The following is a 17,326-nucleotide window of genomic DNA, read 5'->3' on the forward strand; positions in this document are numbered from 1 at the left end:
GCGGCGGATTCAACCGGTCGTTGCAACACCTCTGTTCCAATAGGGAAATGGAGAGTGGAGCACGATGGGACGACAAAGAAGACCGTGGTTGAACACCGCACAGAAGGCGGAAATCTGGAAGCTGTGGCGCGAGGGCGAGTCGCTGAGTGAAATCGCGCGGATGCTCGAGCGCCAGCCGAGTGCCGTTTATCACGTTGTGAACAGGAACGGCGGATTTTCCCCGCCCGTGCGCACACGATCTGCACGGGCACTGACGCTGGCCGAACGCGAGGAGATATCGCGGGGCCTTGTCGCAGGCGGTACGATGGGCGAGATTGCGTTGCAACTGGGGCGCTCGAAATCGACCATCAGCCGGGAGATTTCGCGTAATGGCGGCAGCCACCGATATCGGGCGCACGAGGCCGATGTGAACGCCTGGGAGCGTGCACGGCGGCCCAAGGTGTGTGCGTTGTCAGGCAATGCGCGGCTGCGCCGGCTGGTGGCGGCCAGACTCAAATTAAAATGGGCCCCTGTACAGATAGCGGGATGGCTCAGGCGCGAGTTCCGGGTCAACAAGGACATGCAGATATCACACGAGACGATCTACCGGAGCCTGTTCATCCAGGCACGCGGGGTCCTTAAAAAGGAACTCGTCGAGCATCTTCGTACCAATCGTACGATGCGTCAGGCGAAGAGCGCCTCGGCAAGCGGGCAGAACAGGGGCAGGATAATCGGGGCCGTGTCGATCAGCGAAAGACCGGCCGAAGTGGAAGACCGCGCGGTGCCCGGGCATTGGGAAGGCGATCTGCTGGCCGGTTCAGACAACACTTACATTGCCACGCTGGTGGAGCGGCACTCGCGCTACGTGATGCTGGTCAAGGTAGCGGGCAAGGACACGGCAAGCGTGGTTTCTGCCCTGATAAAACAGGTGAACAGGCTGCCAAAGGAACTGCGCGGCTCGCTCACATGGGACCGGGGCACGGAGATGGCGAGCCACAGGAACTTCACGGTTGCGACGGACGTACAGGTGTATTTCTGCGATCCGCAAAGCCCGTGGCAACGAGGCAGTAACGAGAACACGAATGGCCTTCTACGCCAGTACTTCCCCAAAGGGGTCCCGGTGGACGGCTATTCGCAGGCAGAGCTGAACAAGGTTGCCGCGCGCCTGAACGGACGCCCCCGTCAGACCTTGCAATTTATGAACCCTGCTGAAAAACTCGCAGAAACGTTGGGTGTTGCATTGACCGGTTGAATCCAAGGCCGCTTTCTTTGCTTATCTTTCTTTGCGGCGGCAAAGAAAGTAAGTGCCGCCCCGCACAGGGGCAACACTAATGGACCAATAGCAAATCAAGGAAAGGCCAAAGAGTAAGTGCCGCCCCGCACAGGGGCAACGCTAATAATCCAATAACAAATCAAGGAAAGGCCAACGCCATAAAAGCACAAACAAAACAGACCATTAAGAAATCAAGGAAAGGCCAACGCCATAAAACCACAACCAAAGCGCCGCGCAGGCAAAACCCGCACCTCAGGGTGCCCCCAACTTCAATACCCGCCCTTCACAGGCGCAGCCATCACAGCAACTTTCTTATACGAGGCGGCCAGATCAGCCGCCGCCCGACTCAACAACCCAGTATCCGTCCCCACCGCAACGAAAGTCGCACCCGCCGCCAGATACTCCGAGGCAATCCCCGCGTCCGGTGCCAGGACGCCCGCCGCCTTACCTGCATCCCGCACCTTCCTGATACCGTTGCAAATCGCCTCGCGCACACTCGCGTCGCCTGGCTTTCCCAACAATCCCATCGATGCACTCAAATCCGCCGGACCAAAAAACACACCATCCACACCTTCCACTGCCGCAATCGCCGAAAGATTCTCCAACCCCTGCACAGTCTCCACCTGCACCAGCACACACAACTCATCGGCCGCGGTGTTCAGATAATCCGGTATCCGGTTCCATCGCGATGCCCGTGCCAACGCACTCCCCACGCCACGAATGCCCTGCGGTGGATAACGCGTCGCCGCGACAGCGTCGGCAGCCTGTTCCGCCGTATCGATCATCGGCAGCAACAACGTCTGCGCGCCAATGTCGAGCAGCTGCTTGATCAACGCGCTGTCGCTGCGCACCGGACGCACCACCGGATGCGATGCGTATGCCGCCACCGCCTGCAATTGCGTCAGCGTGCTCCGTACATCGTTCGGTGCGTGCTCGTTGTCGATCAACAGCCAGTCGAACCCGGCCGTGGCCAGCAACTCGGTGACGTACGCATCGGCCAATGCCGCCCACAAACCAAATTGCGGTTTTCCCTCGGCCAGCGCACGCTTGAATGTGTTTTGCGGTAGTGACATGTCGCCCACTCAGATGAAATTCAAACCAATCCCGCCCAGCGGACCATAGTCGACATGGAAGGTGTCGCCCGCCCGCGCGGGAATCGGGCTCGTGAACGAGCCGCTCAGAATCACGTCGTTCGCGTTCAGGACTTCGTCGTAGGGCGCGATCTTGTTGGCGAGCCATGCAACGCCGGTCGCCGGGTGGTTCAGCACCGCCGCGGCGAGGCCGCTTTCTTCCACCGCGCCGTTCTTGTAAAGCAACGCACCAACCCAGCGAAGGTCGACGTCCAGCGGACGCACCGGACGACCGCCCAATACGATCCCCGCGTTGGCCGCGAAGTCGGAGATGGTGTCGTAGACCTTGCGCGGCGCTTTTGTCTCGCGGTCGAATTGCTCGATGCGTGCGTCGATAATCTCGACAGCCGGCGTCACGTAGGCAGTGGCGTCCAGCACATCGAATAGCGTGACACCCGGGCCCTTCAGGGGCTTGCTCAGCACGAAGGCCAGTTCGACCTCCACGCGCGGCGAAATAAAGCGGTCGGCGCGGATGTCCTGGCCGGCTTCAATGAACATGCTGTCGAGCAGCGGCGCGTAGTCGGGTTCGTCGATCTGCGACGAACGCTGCATCGCCCGCGAAGTCAGGCCGATCTTGCGGCCCTTGATCACGTGTCCTTCAGCGAGTTTGAGCTTCACCCACTCGCGCTGGATCGCGTAACCGTCCTGGACGGTCATCCCGGGATATCTTGCCGAGAAGTGGCGCAGTTGGGTGCGCGTTTTCTCGGCGTTGTCGAGTTCCGCGGCAAGGTCGCGGATTGTCTGTTCGTCTAGCATGATGGATTCTCTATGAGCGGCTGCCGCGCCCAGCTACCGGGTCGGAATATCAGGCCGGAGCGTCAAGCCCAGGTCCTGGGCCCAAATCTCAGGTCGAGGTTTGAGGCTCATGCCTCTAGCCCAGGTATCAGGCCTTAAGCCGTGCGTGCAAATTGTTGTGTTTCCACGTGCCCGATTCGCTGAATTCACTGATTTCCAGTGACAGCGCGAGGCCGTGCTTTTCAAACTCGGCGGCGAAGTGCTGTTTGATCACGTCAAACAGCGCGTCTCCGGTCGCCTTCCTGGCCGCGTCCGAGCGGCCTGCGCCGATCTTCAGGCTTGCGTGCAGGAAGGCGGCGTCGGCCCGGCCATCCGCAATGCTGTACTGCTCGCAGCGCAAGGCGCGCACGCGGATGCCGCCAAGCGGATAAATGCGTTGTTCGTTCTCGCGTTGTGCGTCGAGGCATTGAGCGAGCGATGTGCACAGCCGCCCGATGCTGTCTTCATCAGCAAGATTGGCGCTGTATTCGAGTGTCAAATGCGGCACGGCAGGCTCCTTTCTCAGGATTTAAGCGGGCAGGGGTGTCACGGGGAAGATCGCATTGATCTGGCCGGTGCCTGAACTGCCGAAATACGGCGTGACGACTTCCACCTTGCCCTCGTAACGATCCCAGCCGAGCGCGCCGAGCAGCATCGCGGTGTCGTGCATGCCGCCTTCGCCCCAGCATTTCTCGTTATAGAGCGGCAGCATCTCGCAGAAGGTCTTCCAGTCGCCGGCTTCCCATAACTCGACCACCTTGCGGTCCATCTGTTCGAGAAACGGGCTCCACACCTTGTGCATGAACTGCTCGGCGGTGCCATTGTCGGCGAAGTGATGGCTCAACGAACCGCTCGCCAGAATCGCCACGGTGCCGTCGTAACGTTCCTCGATGGCCTTGCGCACGGCAAGGCCGAAGCGCGCGCTGGTTTCGAGTTCATGCCACATGCACCAGCCGGATACCGATACGGTCTTGAAGTGCTGGTCGCCGTTCATATAGCGCATCGGCACCAGCGTGCCGTACTCGAGTTCGAGCGTGGTCTCGCTGTGCGCGCGGCTTTTGACGCCCATTTCATTGGCGACTTCCGCAATCAGATTGCCGAGTCCGACATTGCCGGGGTACGCGTACGGCATGTTCTTGATGAAGTGCGGCAGTTCGTTGCTCGTATAGACGCCCTCGAAATTCGGCGCGCAATTGATGTGGTACTCGCTGTTCACGAGCCAATGCACGTCGAACACGACGATCGTATCCACGCCCAGTTCGCGGCAGCGCCGGCCGATTTCATGATGGCCGTCGATCGCAGCCTGACGGCAGCCTTTGTGCGGACCGTCAAGTTCGGACAGATACAACGACGGAACGTGAGTGATTTTTGCTGCCAACGCGAGTTTGCCCATCGCGATCTCCTGTTCTGTGTGGCGCGAGGCCTGCTGGCCCCGCGCGCCATGGCGGCGCGTGTCAGGCGCCCCAGTGCGGAATATGATGCGAGCCGAGCGAGACACACACGTTCTTCGGTTCGAGGAACACCTCGTAGCTCCACGTACCGCCTTCGCGGCCCACGCCCGATGCCTTGGTGCCGCCGAACGGCTGGCGCAGATCGCGCACGTTCTGGCTGTTGACGAAGCACATGCCGGCCTGGACTGCGGCGGCGACGCGCAAGGCGCGACCGGTGCTCTCGGTCCAGATGTAGCTCGACAAGCCGTAGGAGATGTCGTTGGCGAGTTTGATCGCGTCGGCTTCGTCTTCGAACGGAATCAGGCAGGCAACCGGGCCGAAGATTTCTTCCTGGGCGATCCGCATGCGATTGTCGACGTCGACGAACACCGTTGGCTGAACGAAATTACCTTTGCGCATGGCGTCAGGCAAATCCGGCGTGTCGAGTCCGCCGCACGCGAGCGTGGCGCCTTCTTTCGGACCCAGTTCGATATAGCTGCGAACCTTGGCCAGATGCCCCTGGCTGATCATCGGGCCGACGATCGTGCTGTCGGCCAGCGGATCGCCCACGCTCAGGCGTTTTGCGCGTTCGATGAAACGTTCGGCAAAGCGCGCGTAAATCGAGCGTTGCACCAGAATCCGCGAACCGGCCGTGCAGCGCTCGCCGTTGTTCGAGAAGATCATGAACACGGCGGCGTCGAGCGCGCGTTCGAAATCGGCGTCGTCGAAAATCACGAACGGCGATTTGCCGCCCAGTTCCATCGAAAACTTCTTCAGGCCCGCGGTTTGCACGATACGGTTGCCGGTTGCCGTGGAACCGGTGAACGACACCGCATGCACGTCCGGATGCGCCACCAGCGGTTCGCCGGTGTCCTTGCCGAAGCCGTGCACGACGTTCAGCACGCCGGCGGGAATGCCGGCTTCGAGCGCGAGATTGCCGAGCATCGAGGCGGTCAGCGGCGACAGTTCGCTCATCTTCAACACGGCGGTATTGCCGAACGCGAGACAGGGGGCCACTTTCCACGTCGCGGTCATGAACGGCACGTTCCAGGGCGAGATCAGCGCGCAGACGCCAACCGGGTGGAACAGCGTGTAGTTCAGGTGCGTATCGGTGGGATACGTATGACCGTCGACGCGCGTGCACATCTCCGCAAAATAGCTGAAGTTGTCGGCGGCGCGCGGCACAAGTTGCTTGCGCGTCTGCGAGATCGTCTGGCCGGTGTCCCTGGTTTCGGTCTCCGAGATTTCCGGCACGTTCTTCGCGATCAACTCGCCGAGCTTGCGAATGGCTTTTGCGCGTTCTGCCGCGGGCTTGCCGGCCCATGCGGGAAACGCTTCCTTAGCCGCGCGCACGGCGGCGTCGACTTCCTGCGCACCGCCGCGCGCCACTTCCGCAAGCACCTCTTGCGTGGCCGGATTGACGGTTTCGAAGTAGTCGTTCGCGGCGCTCGATTTGCCGTTGATCAGATGTTCGATTCGCATTGCCTTGTCCTTTCTCTTTTCACTGACGATCAGGCGCGGCCGAAGTCCGCGTCCGATGCAATCGTATTGACGAGACGGCCAAGGCCGTCGATTTCACAGACCACTTCGTCGCCCGCATTGACGTTGACAATGCCTTCCGGCGTGCCGGTCAGAATCACGTCGCCGGGTGCGAGCGTCATAAAGCTGCTCAGGTATTCGATCAACGCGGGGATATCGGTGACGAGATCGCGCGTGTTGCCGTGTTGCTGCCGCGTGCCGTTCACGAAGGTGCGCAATTCGAGTTGCGTGACGTCTTTGACGTCGGCCGCATCGACGAACCAGGGGCCGAGCACCGTGCCGCCGTCGCGATTCTTCACGCGCAGGTTGGGGCGGTAGTAGTTTTCCAGGTAGTCGCGGATCGCGTAGTCGTTGGCGATCATGTAGCCGGCCACGTGCTGCATGGCGTTTTCGCGCTTGACGTTCTGCGCGGTTTGGCCGATCACGACAGCCAGTTCGCACTCGTAGTGCATGAAGGTGACGTCGGCGGGGCGGCGGGTGAAGCCGCGATGACCGATTACGGTGCCCGGGCCCTTGAGAAAGACCAGCGGTTCTTCCTGTTTGTTGAACTGCAATTCCTTGGCATGTTCGGCATAGTTCAGGCCGAGCGCGAAGATCGTGCCGACCTCGATCGGTGCGAGCCACACCACTTCATCCTCACGGCGCACACGGCCGTCGGCGAGGCGTACGCCCTGGGCGTCCGGGTAGGCTTCGTGAATCGCGCCTGCATAGGCAACGCGGCCGCGCATCATGGTTGTTCTCCAGCGTGTTCTTTTGCACCGACAAACGACACCTCGAGCGGCGGTAATCCGCCGATCGACAGTGTGGCCGTGTCGCCGACATGAGCCACCGGCGAACCATGAGGCACGCCGAGCGTAATGACGTCGCCGGCATTGAGTGTCATGAAATCGGTTACATCCGCAATCAGTTGCGCCACGTTGCGTACCGACGACGCGGTGTTGGCGGTAAAGACTTCACGTCCGCCAAGCGCAACCTCGATGCTCAGGGCGTCAGGCGCAGCAACGTGACGGGCGGCCGCCACTGCCGGTCCGATCACGCAGAAGCCGTCCCGGGCCCGGAACCGTACCGAGGGCCGGTATACGCTCGCGTGCGGCACGCTCAGATCGGCGACCAGCGTGTAGCCGGCGATGTAGCCGAACGCCTCGCTCGCGCCGACGCGCGTGGCGGTGCGTCCGATCACGATACCCAGCGAAGCGCCCACTTCCACACCCAATGCATTGTCAGGCACGACAACGCGCGCGCGATGACCGGCGAGCGTATTGCGCGGCTTCAGATAGAGAATGGGGGCCTTCGGCGGCGCTTTGTACGGAGCGGCATGCACCGCCTCGCCCAGGGCTTGCAGGGCGGCGCGGTCGTTCAGCAGGGTTCCGTACACGGCGCCGGAAACGGGAGCGCGACAGGCCACGCCGCGCGCCAGCAGCGCGGCAACGGTTTGCGCGTCCACGTCGCGAGGCAGCGCGTCGCCTTCGGGATGCAGCAGGTAATCGGCAAGTGCAAACATAAATCTGTTGTCTCTCGGAGAAAACACTAACATGTTAGTAGTATTGCGCTTGATATCATCTACGGTCAATAGCCTGTCGGCTGATTGCGGGTTTTCCCTTAAGCTTCGACGGCTGCTTTTAACTATCTTCCGCCATGTCCGCTTCTGCTTCTATCCGAGTTTTGCATCGCAATCTGCCGATGTTGTTGCTGCGCGCCAGAGAAAAAATGATGGAGCGTTTCCGCCCCCTGATTACCGCGCACGGGCTGACCGAACAGCAGTGGCGCGTGATTCGCGCGCTCAATGAGCACGGCCCGATGGAGCCGCGCCATATCTCCGACATCTGCACGATTTCCAGTCCGAGCATGGCCGGCGTGCTCGCGCGCATGGAGAGCATGGAACTGGTGACGAAGGAGCGTTTCGCGGAAGACCAGCGCCGCGTGCTGGTCTCGCTCACCGATACGAGCGTGGAACTGGTGCGCGTGATCTCGAAGGATCTCGAAGCGCACTATCGCGAGCTGGAGCGCAAAGTAGGGCCGGAAATCGTCGAGCGCGTGTATCGCGCGGTCGACGATCTGCTTGCCGGCCTGGAAGAGGAGGACGAGTGAAGCAGCCGCTCAATCGCCCTGATCGGGCGCCGGGGCATTGGCGGCAGCGTTCTCCCTGAGCCCGAGCAGCCACGGAATCTGGCTTTTGTCGTGCATGCCGAGCTTCTTGTAGGCACAGCGCAGATAGTGGCGCACGGTGGTGGGCGAAATCGCCATGCGCTGCGCGACTTCCTTGTGTGAGAGACCGTCGCCGTACAACTTGATCGCACTCAGTTCGCGTGGACTCAAACGGTCGAGCGGCGAGCGTTGGCGCGCTTCCAGCTGGAACAGGCCGACGACCGGCGAACAGTTCACCGTCACCGTTTCGCCGACATACGGCTGCCCCGTGTCCGCATGCAGATGCGCGATCAGCGGCGCCGGCAGATGCTGGTTCTGGTAGCCCGGCCACTCGCTGCGCAGAATGGTCTCGAACGCTTTATCCGCCTGATGCACCGCACCAAAACTATCGCAGATCGCGCGCGCCGGCGTCGTGACGCCCTCGCCGCGCTCGCGTGTCAATTGAAACGAGCGATTGATCGTGAGTGCCGCGCTCAGATGCGGAATCACGTCCTCCAGCGTTTGCGCATCCGCCGCTGAGAACGGTTTGTCGAGCGCGCGGCGATACACCGAGAGGAACGTTGCGAGTCCGAAGCGATGATCGAGCGCCGACACCACCATCAGTTGTGCGAGGCCGTATTTGATCGCCCAGTTGCGAAAGCGCTGATCGATGCCGGGCGCCACGATCGACACCGGCAGCGCACGGCCGTAACTGTTCATCGAGCCGAGCGCGAGCGGGTCGCAGTCGCGCACGCGCTGCCAGTCGGTAAAGAACTCGCCGGGCAGGCCATACACGAAACTGTTATGCATCACGGGACCATTGGCCGTGTGCGTGGCCACGCCTGTCCAACCGGCGTCGAAGGCTAAATGCTGGGAGAGCAGGCGAAAGAAGCCATGCTCGAATTCGCCGATGCCGGTGCGGTTGGCGAGCGCGTAGAGGTCGAGCAGGAACAGGCTCAGGCCGCGCGTCGCGGTGCCGTTGCCGGCAAGCGTGCCTTCGAAGTCGGCGCTGCGCTGCTGGAGCGGCGCGCCTGCGTAATCGTCGAGCGGAATGGCAGCGGGCATTTCACCCCACTGATCGAAAACCCGCCTGGTGTCTGCGGTGACTGTCACGCTGTTTCCTTCGGCTGTCGATATGGCGCTCTGGCCGCTCGTGCGGTGTGCCGACCGATTATACGTGGCGCTTTTTTGAAAAACGCATCGCTCGAAATGGCCCTGCGCCCCCTCATTTGAACGGCCCCCGGCCGCTCATGCCGTGCCGCGTCAACCCGCCGGGCCGCCCGAACCGGCCTTCCATGTCAACCGCACCGGGGCTGCCCGCAATCGCGTGCGGGTTTTCCATACCGTTCATCTGGACGTCTAGTCAGCGCAATTGCCGCTACGGACACTGCCGTTGCACTCGATCAGGGATGCAGCCCGCAGTGGCGGACACATTACAAAAACATCAGACGGTTTGGAGCTTCGCGATGAAACGAAACGAATCACGGCAGCGCGGTGGCCGACGAAAGACGTTGGCGGTATTGAGCGCGGCGGCTGGCTTGTGCGCCTCGACCGCGCACGCGCAATCGAGTGTCACGCTGTACGGTTTGATCGATGCCGGCATTCAGTACCGCAGCAACGCGGACGGCCAGCACAGCGCGGTCAACTTGCAGAACTACGGGGTGTTGCCGTCGCAAATCGGTTTGACGGGTACGGAAGATCTGGGCGGCGGTCTGCAGGCGATCTTCCGCCTCGAGCAGGGTCTCAATGTGAACGACGGGACGGCCACGGTGCCCGGCTATGCATTTTTTCGCGGTGCCTACGTGGGATTGACGGGCAAATTCGGCACCGTCACGCTTGGGCGGCAGTTCAGCGTGCTGTTCGATCGCACGGTTTTCTACGACCCGCTGCTGTATGCGGCGTATAGCGGGCAGGGCGTGCTGGTGCCGCTGTCGGCCAATTTCATCGACAACTCGGTGAAGTTCAAAAGCGCCGACTACGGCGGCTTCAGCGCCGAAGCGCTGGCGGCAACCGGTGGTGTGGCCGGCAATTCGCGCTCGGGCCGGGTGCTGGAAATCGGCGCGCAATACAGCGGCAATGGCTACGGCGTCAGCGCCGCGCTGCATCGTGCGCAAGGCACGGCGTCCGCGGACGCGGACACCTCGGGACTGCAACAGACCATCGGCACGTTGGCCGCGCATTGGGACATCGCCACGCTTTCGCTGTACGGCGGTGCGGAACGGCAAACCGGAACGCTCGCGCCTTCGAAAACCGTGGCGTGGGGTGGGGCGCGCTACCAGCTCAACAATTTCGTCGGCCTGGCGGGCGGCGTCTATCAGACCTGGTCGAGCACGCCGAGCGTCGGTCATCCGACGCTGTTCATCGCGAGCGGCACCTATGCGCTGTCGAAGCGCACGGTGGCGTATGTGAATCTCGGCTACTCGCGCAACAGCAGTCAAAGCTCGCAGCCGGTCTATGAATACGACGCAACGCCGCTCAACGGCGCCTCGCAGTTTGGCGCGATGCTCGGCATGTATCACACGTTCTGATTGGCCGCCGTCGCAGGCCGCGTATCGGCCTTCGTTGCAACCGCAACCGTTACCTCATGAGCCCCATGAAAACTTCTTCGACCTCCTCATTTGCCGCGGCCACCGCGGCCGCGACACCCACGGCCGCGCCGCGCGAATTCGCGACGTCCACATTGCTGTCGCTGGTGGTATTCGCCGCCATCACACCGTTGTTGCTGCTGGTCGCGCCGGCAGTGGCAGCGCAACTCGGCGGACAGCTCGGGTTGAGCGCCTCGCAGATCGGCACGTACTTCTTCGTCGAACTCGGCGCGTTCAGTTGCGCGACCTTGCCGTCGCTGCTGTGGCTCGGTCGTGCCGACGCGCGCCGTGTCGCGGCGATCGCCACTGCGGTGTTTTGCATCGGCAATCTCGCCACTGCGGTGCTGATGCCGGGTTTCGTCGCGTTGCTGGTGCTGCGCGCGTTGACCGCGCTCGGCGGCGGCACGCTGATGGTGCTGTGCATGACGAGCGCGGCGACCAGCGGCAATCGCGATCGCGTGTATGGCTTGTGGGTAGTCGGCCAACTGGTGGCCGGTGCGCTCGGTCTCGTCGTGCTGCCGCATCTGTTCGACGCGTTCGGTCTGCGCGCGCTGTATGTCACGCTGGCCGTGCTCGCGCTGATCGCCTCGCCGCTCACGCGCGGCTTCGATCCGGCGTTGGGCGGGGCGGGCGGGAAGCCGGTGCAACAGACCGTGTCCGGCATCGACGGGACCCGCAGCGGAAGTAGCAGGTGGTTGCTGGCGACGCTGGTGATTGGCGGCGTGCTCACGTTCTATGTGGCGATCGGCGGTGTCTGGACGTTCGCAAGCAAGGCGGCATCGCTTGCCGGACTCGACGCCGGGCATACCGGCGAACTGCTGGCGATCGCGAGCGTGATGGGCATCGTCGGCGCGGGGTGCGCGTCGTTCATCGGCAACCGGATCGCGCGTGCCGCGATGTTGCTGACAGGCTACGCGATTCTCGTCGCGGCTTTGCTCGGTCTGTCGGCGCATCCGGGTTCGACGGGCTACGCCGCCGCGATCTTCGCTTTCAAATTCGCGTGGACCTTCGTGTTGCCGTTCATCCTCGCCGCGGCTGCAAAAACCGATACGTCGGGCCGTTTGATCGCCACGCTGAACTTCGTGATCGGCGCGGGGCTCGCGGTCGGTCCGCTGATCGCCGGCTTTCTCCTCGACGCCGGCGCGGGACTCAATACCTTGTTTCAGGGCGCGGCGGTGATCTGCGCGCTGTCTTTTGTTTGCCTGCTGCGCGTCGAGCGCAGTGGGCGCGAAGTGCCGGGTGCGCATCAATGATCGCGCTGCCCAACCCGGTCGATCTGAATCCGCAGGTGAACTATAGGTAAGAGAAATCATGAGTAAAACCGCATTTTTCACGGACGAACGCACTTTCTGGCATACGGGGGGCACGCACGCGCTGTTCTTTCCGGTCGGCGGCTGGGTGCAGCCGCCATCGAGCAGCGGTTACGCGGAATCGCCCGATTCGAAACGCCGGCTGCTGGCCTTGATTCAAACCTCGGGGCTGGCGGCGTCGCTCGACATGCAGGGCGCGGCGCTCGCGACCGAGGAGGATTTGCTGCGCATCCATCCGCGCGATTATCTGAGCCGTTTCAAGGCGCTCAGCGACACGACCGGCGGCGACCTGGGCGAACTCGCGCCATTCGGCAAGGGGAGCTACGAGATCGCCGCGCTGTCCGCGGGGCTTGCGATTGGCGCAGTCGACGCCGTGCTCGGCCAACGGGCCGGCAACGCATTCTCGCTGTCGCGCCCGCCCGGCCATCACTGTCTGCGCGACAAGCCGATGGGCTTCTGCCTGTTTGCCAACATCCCTATTGCGATCGAAGCGGCCCGTGCGAAGCATGGCGTCGAACGGGTCGCGGTGATTGACTGGGACGTCCACCACGGCAATGGCACGCAGTCGATCTACTACGACGATCCGAACACGCTGACGATTTCGCTGCACCAGGATCGCTGCTTTCCGCCTGGCTATAGCGGCGCGGACGAGCGCGGCGCGGGTGCGGGCGTGGGTGCCAACCTGAACATTCCGCTGCTGCCGGGCGGCGGGCACGATGCCTATCTGTATGCGTTCGAGCGCATCGTGCTGCCCGCGCTCGAGGCGTTCAGGCCGGATCTGATCGTCGTGGCGAGCGGGCTCGATGCGAGCGCGGTCGATCCGCTCGCCCGCATGCTGCTGCACAGCGAGAGCTATCGCACGATGACGCAATGGATGCGCGATGCCGCCGAACGCTATTGCGGCGGACGTCTGGTGATCGTGCACGAGGGCGGGTACTCGGAAGCGTATGTGCCGTTCTGCGGCCACGCGATTGTCGAAACGCTGGCGGACGTGCGAACCGAGGTGAGCGATCCGATGCTGGACCTCGCGATCGCGCAGCAGCCCAATGATCGCTTCAAGTCGTTCCAGCGCGGCCTGATCGATGAACTGGCAGGCGAATTCGGGCTGTGATGCCCGCAACCGTCCTGATGCGTCTGGAACCTCGCAGGCCCATGCGCTGCGGGTTCTTCGGATGTTTCAGGACGCCTGAAAGCCGCGGGCGTTGTCATCCTTATGGTTGATGCCGCCGCGCCCGGGGCCTCCGTACAGTAGTCAAAGGCGCCGCGGCCCGATGCGCGATGTGAGTCGGGCCGCGGCCAATCATCGAACTACTGGAGCCATACAGACATGACATCTCAACCCGTTTTCATTCAGGTCGGTGCACTGGCCGAAGGTTTCGCACCCGACAGCCATATCCTGCCGCCCGTCGACGATCTGACGGGCCGTACATTGCAGCTCGAATTCGCGGATGGGTCTGCCGAGACCTTGACGTTCGTCTCCGCCGGAGTAGTGCGTACGGCGAACGATCAATTCGAATGCCGGATCACCTCGGTACGCGACGGTATTTACTTTGTCGACTATATCAGCGGTGGCGACGGCTCGCGGCCGGCGGCGACGAGTTACGTGCTCGATGTGAAACAGGGCTTGTGCACCTCGGTGGCCGGCACCTTGCCGAACGAAAGCGAAGCCCGTACCGATGCGTTCACGCGTGTCGAGCGAGGCATGGAACTGACCGGCGTGCAGGCGCGCTTCCGTCACGGCAGGATCGTGCCGCAGGGCGCCCGGATAAGTGGAGAAGCAGGCTCGCCGGCGGCATTGCATCATCCGACCCGCGAGCTGATCGGCATGCGCAACCTGTACACGTATAGCGCCACGGAACAGTACGAACACGTCTATCTGAACGAGAACTTCTATGCGTGGCAATGCCTCTCGGGCGTGGAAGCCGGACTCGCCGACGTGGACCGTTGCCACTACATCGCCATCGCCAACGATCTGTATCTGTTCGTCTGGCGCGAAAAAATCATTCCGACGCTCGGTGTGGTGATGATCGACCTCGAGCGCAAGAAAACCGACGGCAAGATTTTCGGCTATCAGGGCAATCAGTTCGACGCGCTGTCGAATTTCCCGGTCGGCGCACTCGCACAAGTGCTCAATGTGACCCGGTATCCGCGATGAGCGGCGCCGCGCAGCAAACGGCGAGCGTGCGTGATTTCGCCGGCAAGGCGGTGCTGGTAACCGGCGGCGCGCAAGGCATCGGGCGCGGCATTGCCGAGGCCTTCGCTGCGCGCGGCGCGGCGGTGGCGATTGCGGATCTGCGCATCGATGCGGCTTCGGAAACGGCGCAGCGCCTCGCGCGGCAGGGCGCCACGGCGCGCGCATACGAGGCGGACATGGCCGGGCATGCGCAGATCGGGCGCCTCGTCGCCGGTGTGGAAGCGGACTTCGGCAGGCTTGACGTGGTGGTGCACAACGCCGCGTATTTTCCGCTCACGGCCTTCGATGCGATTACGCCCGCACTAGTGCAACGTACCTTCGACGTGAATCTCGCCGCGCTCTTCTGGCTCGCCCAGGCGGCAACGCCCGCGTTCATCCGGCAAGGCGGCGGGCGGATGCTGGCGACCTCGTCGGTGACGGGGCCGCGCGTGGCGTATCCGGGGCTCGCGCACTACGCGGCGTCGAAGGCGGGCGTGAACGGCTTTATTCGCGCCGCGGCGCTGGAACTGGCGAAGCACCGGATCACGGTCAACGGCGTGGAGCCCGGCATGATCCGCACGCCGGCAATGGACAATCTCGGCGACGACGCGCACAACCGCCGCATCGAACAGGCAATCCCGCTTGGGCGGCTGGGCGAGCCGGCGGATATCGCGGCAGCCATGCTGTTTCTGGCTTCTGATGCCGCAGCGTATATCACCGGCCAAACCATCGTGGTCGACGGCGGCGCGACCTTGCCTGAGTCGACCGCCGTGATGGGTTGAGGCGCCGCTTACATATGGTCGAACGCCAGGGTCGGCACGTCGACGATCGAGGCGCCGCCGTCGGCAACGAGGGTGGCGCCCGTCACGATCGACGCAGCCGGCGACGCCAGAAACTCGCATAGGCCGGCGATTTCCTCCGCGTGCGCGGGACGGCGCAATGGCACATCGGTGCAAACGCGCTGATAGGCCGCGTCGAGTGTTTCGTCGTAGCGCTGCATGAGTGGTTGCATTTCCGCGTCGGCCATTGGTGTGCGGACCCAGCCGGGGCAGACCGCGTTGACGCGTACGCCGTGCGGTCCGTAGTCGCGTGCGAGCGAACGCGTCAGGCCGATCAGTGCGTGTTTCGACGTGGTGTAACCGCATACGGCCGGTCCGGCCGCGAGCGAGGCGATCGAGGCGACCAGCACGATTGCGCCGCGCCGTTCGATCAGATCGGGCAGGCAGGCGCGGGCGGCGACGAAGGCGGTGTCGAGATTCGCACGCATGGCGGCGGACCAGGCAGCGTCGTCGGTCTCGGTAGCGGTGCCCATGCCGAAACCGCCGGCGCAGGCGATCAACGCATCGACAGCGCCGCCGTCCGCCTTGATCGCGGCGATGAAGCGCTGCCAGTCGGCAGCGTTGGCTGCGTCGCCGTCGAGTACCAGGCCGCCGGTTTCGTGGGCCACGCGTTCGAGCGGTTCGCGGCGCCTGCCGATCAGCGCCACGCGTGCGCCGCGAGCAACAAAGAGCCGCGCGCAGGCTTCACCGATCCCGGTGCCTGCGCCTGTGATGACTACCGTGCGTTGTTTGGACATGGTGTTCCTTGCGAATGTGAATGAACGCGATCTGGCGTGATGGAAGGGGTGAAACGTGAACTCAAAGTCTAGGCACGCGGGTGACAGCGCGGAATCAGGCAAAAGGATGACAACGCCGCTGCCGTTTGTGCGCGCGGGGCGCGTCGATTTGCCGATTCGTGCTCACGCTCTGGAATCGCACGTTCGTACGATGGTCTTGAGCTGGTGAACCGGGAGAGCGCCATGTTGAACACGATCCGCGACGAAGCCGCGTCTCAAAGCGCCTTCATGCCCGCGCTGGGCGCTGCAGTGAGCGCGCTCGCGCAGCTGGTGCGGCCGTCGGCAACGGTTTTTTACTGGGTCGGCGCGGATAACGAACCGTCGGGATTCGAGCTGTTCGGCATGACCGAGACGATGCATCGCACGTATTTGCAGCGTTATTGCACGCTCGATCCGATGCATCCGTCGCGTTTTTCGACTCAGACCGGCAATGTGCTCACGCTCGCGGGCGAGCTGCCTGAGACGGTGCGCGGCGGCTCGGTGTACTGGCGGCGCTTCCTGAATCCGCATCAGGTGGTCGATGTGATGGAGGTCCTGCTGCGCGACAACACGCAATGTACGCAAGGCACGCGGCCGGCGGCGGCGTTTTCACTGCTGCGCATGGCGCCCGCCGAGGCGTTCTCCGCGAGCGACCAGCAGCACGCGAGAGCGGTGCAGCCATTGCTGGAGGCCGCGCTGATGCCGGCGCTGCGCGACCAGAGGCCAATGCGCACGCATCGGCGCCATGGCGTGGACACCGACGCCGACACCCCGTCCAATCTCACACATCGCGAACAACAGATCGCGCGTCTCGTACGCAACGGCTTGTCGAACAAGGAGATCGCACGCGAGCTCGCGCTCGCGCAGCCCACCGTCAAAACCCACCTGTTGCGCATGTTCCGCAAGCTCGGCGTGTCGAGCCGCACGGAAATGATCGGCGCGCTTTTTCTGTAGAGGACCGACGCCATGATCGATAGCTGGGCGATGGATGGCACGCGCGTCGAAGCGGTCGAGGCCGATGGCTCGATGCTGCTCTACGCCGTCGCGGCGGTCGCCGTGGAGCGCGCCGGCAAGAGGCATGGCGCAGCCTGGTTCCAACGCCGCCAGGCCGCGCTGGCCGCGGTGATTTCGCGTGAAGAAGACGTGTCCGACATTCTGCTGCGTTTGCCCGATAGCTGGAACATCGTCGACGGCGCGCGGTGTGTCGGCCTGCACGACGATGCCGACATTCTGTCCGGCGATCCGCGCTTTAACCACGGCCTGTCCGAAGCGAATTGCGCCATTGTTGGCCATAGCGATGGCGCGCGTTTTGCCCTGCTCATGCAGATCAATGCGGCTGAAGCGGTGTTGCTGCCCGAACGGCTGTTCGTGCAGCGTGACGCATTCGAGCACTGCCTGTATGCCTAAGCGCGCGC

General features: G+C 63.2%; 18 protein-coding genes. 9 read left to right on the top strand and 9 right to left on the bottom strand.

Annotated features, from left to right (window positions below; genetic code table 11):
- Positions 1 to 64 precede the first annotated feature (64 nt).
- Entirely contained in the window at positions 65 to 1,231 is a 1,167-nt protein-coding gene (locus BCY88_RS23845; RefSeq protein WP_120346632.1) for an IS30 family transposase, read from the top strand.
- A gap of 290 nt (positions 1,232 to 1,521) precedes the next feature.
- On the opposite strand, the gene hpaI is transcribed toward BCY88_RS23845, so the two are convergent.
- From hpaI to BCY88_RS23880, 7 genes are all read right to left on the bottom strand, one after another.
- A complete protein-coding gene (hpaI, locus tag BCY88_RS23850) occupies positions 1,522 to 2,325 on the bottom strand; it encodes a 4-hydroxy-2-oxoheptanedioate aldolase (protein ID WP_120346702.1) in 804 nt (267 codons plus the stop codon).
- A gap of 9 nt (positions 2,326 to 2,334) precedes the next feature.
- On the bottom strand, positions 2,335 to 3,138 hold the full coding sequence (gene hpaH / locus BCY88_RS23855) for a 2-oxo-hept-4-ene-1,7-dioate hydratase (protein ID WP_120346633.1): 804 nt from the start codon (positions 3,136 to 3,138) through the stop codon (positions 2,335 to 2,337).
- Positions 3,139 to 3,265: 127 nt separating this feature from the next.
- Positions 3,266 to 3,664 carry a 5-carboxymethyl-2-hydroxymuconate Delta-isomerase gene (locus tag BCY88_RS23860; protein ID WP_120346634.1) on the bottom strand — a complete coding sequence of 133 codons (399 nt, stop codon included), beginning with the start codon at positions 3,662 to 3,664 and terminating at the stop codon, positions 3,266 to 3,268.
- A gap of 21 nt (positions 3,665 to 3,685) precedes the next feature.
- Entirely contained in the window at positions 3,686 to 4,549 is an 864-nt protein-coding gene (gene hpaD, locus BCY88_RS23865) for a 3,4-dihydroxyphenylacetate 2,3-dioxygenase (RefSeq protein WP_183081439.1), read from the bottom strand.
- 61 nt (positions 4,550 to 4,610) lie between these two features.
- Positions 4,611 to 6,068: a 5-carboxymethyl-2-hydroxymuconate semialdehyde dehydrogenase gene (gene hpaE, locus BCY88_RS23870; RefSeq protein WP_120346635.1), complete on the bottom strand. Its 1,458-nt coding sequence runs from the start codon at positions 6,066 to 6,068 to the stop codon at positions 4,611 to 4,613.
- Positions 6,069 to 6,097: 29 nt separating this feature from the next.
- Positions 6,098 to 6,856, bottom strand: coding sequence for a fumarylacetoacetate hydrolase family protein (locus BCY88_RS23875; RefSeq protein ID WP_120346636.1), 759 nt, complete (start codon positions 6,854 to 6,856; stop codon positions 6,098 to 6,100).
- Positions 6,853 to 7,626: a fumarylacetoacetate hydrolase family protein gene (locus tag BCY88_RS23880; RefSeq protein ID WP_120346637.1), complete on the bottom strand. Its 774-nt coding sequence runs from the start codon at positions 7,624 to 7,626 to the stop codon at positions 6,853 to 6,855. The genes BCY88_RS23875 and BCY88_RS23880 overlap by 4 nt, the downstream gene beginning before the upstream one ends.
- Positions 7,627 to 7,805: 179 nt before the next feature.
- On the opposite strand from BCY88_RS23880, the gene hpaR reads away from it, so the two are divergent.
- Complete coding sequence (gene hpaR / locus BCY88_RS23885) at positions 7,806 to 8,213, top strand: homoprotocatechuate degradation operon regulator HpaR (protein WP_042277081.1); 408 nt, start codon at positions 7,806 to 7,808, stop codon at positions 8,211 to 8,213.
- 9 nt (positions 8,214 to 8,222) lie between these two features.
- On the opposite strand, the gene BCY88_RS23890 is transcribed toward hpaR, so the two are convergent.
- Complete coding sequence (locus BCY88_RS23890) at positions 8,223 to 9,362, bottom strand: helix-turn-helix transcriptional regulator (protein ID WP_404935731.1); 1,140 nt, start codon at positions 9,360 to 9,362, stop codon at positions 8,223 to 8,225.
- 353 nt (positions 9,363 to 9,715) lie between these two features.
- On the opposite strand from BCY88_RS23890, the gene BCY88_RS23895 reads away from it, so the two are divergent.
- From BCY88_RS23895 to BCY88_RS23915, 5 genes are all read left to right on the top strand, one after another.
- The gene (locus BCY88_RS23895; RefSeq protein ID WP_120346638.1) at positions 9,716 to 10,777 is read left to right on the top strand and encodes a porin; all 1,062 of its coding nucleotides are present in this window, start codon (positions 9,716 to 9,718) and stop codon (positions 10,775 to 10,777) included.
- Positions 10,778 to 10,842: 65 nt separating this feature from the next.
- Complete coding sequence (locus BCY88_RS23900) at positions 10,843 to 12,087, top strand: MFS transporter (protein WP_120346639.1); 1,245 nt, start codon at positions 10,843 to 10,845, stop codon at positions 12,085 to 12,087.
- 58 nt (positions 12,088 to 12,145) lie between these two features.
- Positions 12,146 to 13,255 (top strand): class II histone deacetylase, encoded by a 1,110-nt coding sequence (locus tag BCY88_RS23905; RefSeq protein WP_120346640.1) that lies wholly within the window; start codon positions 12,146 to 12,148, stop codon positions 13,253 to 13,255.
- Between the two features lie 216 nt (positions 13,256 to 13,471).
- On the top strand, positions 13,472 to 14,299 hold the full coding sequence (locus tag BCY88_RS23910; RefSeq protein ID WP_120346641.1) for a MoaF C-terminal domain-containing protein: 828 nt from the start codon (positions 13,472 to 13,474) through the stop codon (positions 14,297 to 14,299).
- A complete protein-coding gene (locus BCY88_RS23915) occupies positions 14,296 to 15,099 on the top strand; it encodes an SDR family oxidoreductase (protein WP_120346642.1) in 804 nt (267 codons plus the stop codon). Before BCY88_RS23910 ends, BCY88_RS23915 begins: the two co-directional genes overlap by 4 nt.
- A gap of 8 nt (positions 15,100 to 15,107) precedes the next feature.
- Here BCY88_RS23915 and BCY88_RS23920 read toward each other — a convergent pair whose 3' ends face one another.
- Positions 15,108 to 15,893 carry an SDR family NAD(P)-dependent oxidoreductase gene (locus BCY88_RS23920; protein WP_120346643.1) on the bottom strand — a complete coding sequence of 262 codons (786 nt, stop codon included), beginning with the start codon at positions 15,891 to 15,893 and terminating at the stop codon, positions 15,108 to 15,110.
- A gap of 222 nt (positions 15,894 to 16,115) precedes the next feature.
- Between BCY88_RS23920 and BCY88_RS23925 the strand changes: the two genes are divergently transcribed.
- Together BCY88_RS23925 and BCY88_RS23930 are read left to right on the top strand one after the other, a co-directional pair.
- Positions 16,116 to 16,865 (top strand): helix-turn-helix transcriptional regulator, encoded by a 750-nt coding sequence (locus tag BCY88_RS23925; RefSeq protein WP_120346644.1) that lies wholly within the window; start codon positions 16,116 to 16,118, stop codon positions 16,863 to 16,865.
- 12 nt (positions 16,866 to 16,877) lie between these two features.
- Positions 16,878 to 17,318, top strand: coding sequence for a hypothetical protein (locus BCY88_RS23930; protein ID WP_259461497.1), 441 nt, complete (start codon positions 16,878 to 16,880; stop codon positions 17,316 to 17,318).
- Positions 17,319 to 17,326 lie beyond the last annotated feature (8 nt).

This window comes from Paraburkholderia fungorum, assembly GCF_003610895.1.
GTDB lineage: Bacteria > Pseudomonadota > Gammaproteobacteria > Burkholderiales > Burkholderiaceae > Paraburkholderia > Paraburkholderia fungorum_B.

Excerpts from the sequence above, each read along its gene's own strand:
- BCY88_RS23910 (WP_120346641.1), top strand. The coding sequence starts at position 13,472 with ATGACATCTCAACCCGTTTTCATTCAGGTCGGTGCACTGGCCGAAGGT.
- BCY88_RS23915 (WP_120346642.1), top strand. The coding sequence starts at position 14,296 with ATGAGCGGCGCCGCGCAGCAAACGGCGAGCGTGCGTGATTTCGCCGGC.
- BCY88_RS23925 (WP_120346644.1), top strand. The coding sequence starts at position 16,116 with ATGTTGAACACGATCCGCGACGAAGCCGCGTCTCAAAGCGCCTTCATG.
- BCY88_RS23875 (WP_120346636.1), bottom strand. The coding sequence starts at position 6,856 with ATGATGCGCGGCCGCGTTGCCTATGCAGGCGCGATTCACGAAGCCTAC.
- BCY88_RS23895 (WP_120346638.1), top strand. The coding sequence starts at position 9,716 with ATGAAACGAAACGAATCACGGCAGCGCGGTGGCCGACGAAAGACGTTG.
- BCY88_RS23930 (WP_259461497.1), top strand. The coding sequence starts at position 16,878 with ATGATCGATAGCTGGGCGATGGATGGCACGCGCGTCGAAGCGGTCGAG.
- BCY88_RS23900 (WP_120346639.1), top strand. The coding sequence starts at position 10,843 with ATGAAAACTTCTTCGACCTCCTCATTTGCCGCGGCCACCGCGGCCGCG.
- hpaI (WP_120346702.1), bottom strand. The coding sequence starts at position 2,325 with ATGTCACTACCGCAAAACACATTCAAGCGTGCGCTGGCCGAGGGAAAA.
- hpaR (WP_042277081.1), top strand. The coding sequence starts at position 7,806 with ATGTTGTTGCTGCGCGCCAGAGAAAAAATGATGGAGCGTTTCCGCCCC.
- hpaH (WP_120346633.1), bottom strand. The coding sequence starts at position 3,138 with ATGCTAGACGAACAGACAATCCGCGACCTTGCCGCGGAACTCGACAAC.
- BCY88_RS23920 (WP_120346643.1), bottom strand. The coding sequence starts at position 15,893 with ATGTCCAAACAACGCACGGTAGTCATCACAGGCGCAGGCACCGGGATC.
- hpaD (WP_183081439.1), bottom strand. The coding sequence starts at position 4,549 with ATGGGCAAACTCGCGTTGGCAGCAAAAATCACTCACGTTCCGTCGTTG.
- hpaE (WP_120346635.1), bottom strand. The coding sequence starts at position 6,068 with ATGCGAATCGAACATCTGATCAACGGCAAATCGAGCGCCGCGAACGAC.
- BCY88_RS23905 (WP_120346640.1), top strand. The coding sequence starts at position 12,146 with ATGAGTAAAACCGCATTTTTCACGGACGAACGCACTTTCTGGCATACG.
- BCY88_RS23845 (WP_120346632.1), top strand. The coding sequence starts at position 65 with ATGGGACGACAAAGAAGACCGTGGTTGAACACCGCACAGAAGGCGGAA.
- BCY88_RS23880 (WP_120346637.1), bottom strand. The coding sequence starts at position 7,626 with ATGTTTGCACTTGCCGATTACCTGCTGCATCCCGAAGGCGACGCGCTG.